Annotated in this window: 1 protein-coding gene; it reads right to left on the reverse strand. The window is 38.0% G+C overall.

The window, feature by feature from the left end; genetic code table 11:
• The coding region (locus tag PX636_RS20385) for a cryptochrome/photolyase family protein (RefSeq protein ID WP_288118548.1) at positions 1-1,275 on the reverse strand (1,275 nt) is incomplete at both ends.

Consider the following 1,275-nt stretch of genomic DNA (forward strand, 5'->3'; position numbering starts at 1 on the left):
GACATTCGATCGAGATGACCTAAAATCATATTAACTCGACCTTGGGATTTTAATTTTTCTCGATGTCGTGCCAAAAAATCCCAGTAAAGAAAGTTAAAAGGACAGGCAAACTCCCCGACTCGTTCATTTTTTTTATACAGACAACCCCGACAATAATCACTCATTTTATCAATATAGTTGGCCGAGGCGGCGTAGGGTTTGGAAGCGAGAATTCCCCCATCGGCAAATTGTCCCATTCCCAACACATTAGTCTGCATTACCCAATCGTAGGCATCGATAAAAACACTATGAAACCAGTTTTCAATCTCTTGGGGAGAGCAACCAAAAATTAAGGCAAAATTGCTCAAAATCATTAATCTTTGAATATGATGGGCATAACCAGTATTTTCCACCTGTGATAATACTTGTTTGAGGCAATTCATCTCGGTTTGATTACTATCCCAAAAGAAAGCCGGTAAGGGTTGTTGATGCTCAAACCAATTGAGATTAGCGTAATCTTCTCCCAGATAATGATAAATTCCCTGCATATATTCCCGCCATCCCAACACCTGACGGATAAATCCTTCGATGCTATTTAGGGCTAAATTATCTTTTTTATAGGCAATTTCTGCCGATTGAATCACTTCCAACGGCGTTAGTAATCCTAGATTAAGATAGGGAGATAATAGGGAATGCCAGAGGGTTTCTTCTCCCGTTATCATCGCATCTTGGTAGGGTCCAAAGTTGGGCAGACAATTAGTAATAAAATGCTCCAAGACTTGTAAAGCTTGTCGGCGGGTTACTGCCCAGCGAAAAGGTTTGATTTTTCCATATTTAGGAATATCTAAAGCTTCCACATCAGCGATAACCTGAAGAGTAATTTCATCGGGTTCAAACCAAAGAGGAGCAGCAGTTTTTAATCCATCCTTGGGCGGTTTGCGGTTTTGTTTATCAAAGTTCCATTGTCCTCCTATGGGTTGATTATTCTCCATTAAAATCTGCCATTTTTTGCGACTTTCTCGATAGAAATCCTCTAGTAATAGTCTTTTACGAGATTTAGCCCAATTATTAAAATCTGTCCTTGTCCAGAGAAAGTGATTATTATCAATTAGGGTTATAGCACAGTCTAAATTAAGATTTTTGATTAATCTAAGAAAAGGTAAATCATTAGGCATCATAATCTGTAATTCTTTAATACCTAATCGTTCAATCCAAGCAGATAAAATAGGTTCAAAATCTTCAGCAAATTCGTAGGTGACAGACCATCCTAAAGTTTTTAATTCTTCGGCAAAATGA

Source organism: Microcystis sp. M53598_WE2 (assembly GCF_030067735.1).
Lineage (GTDB): Bacteria > Cyanobacteriota > Cyanobacteriia > Cyanobacteriales > Microcystaceae > Microcystis > Microcystis aeruginosa.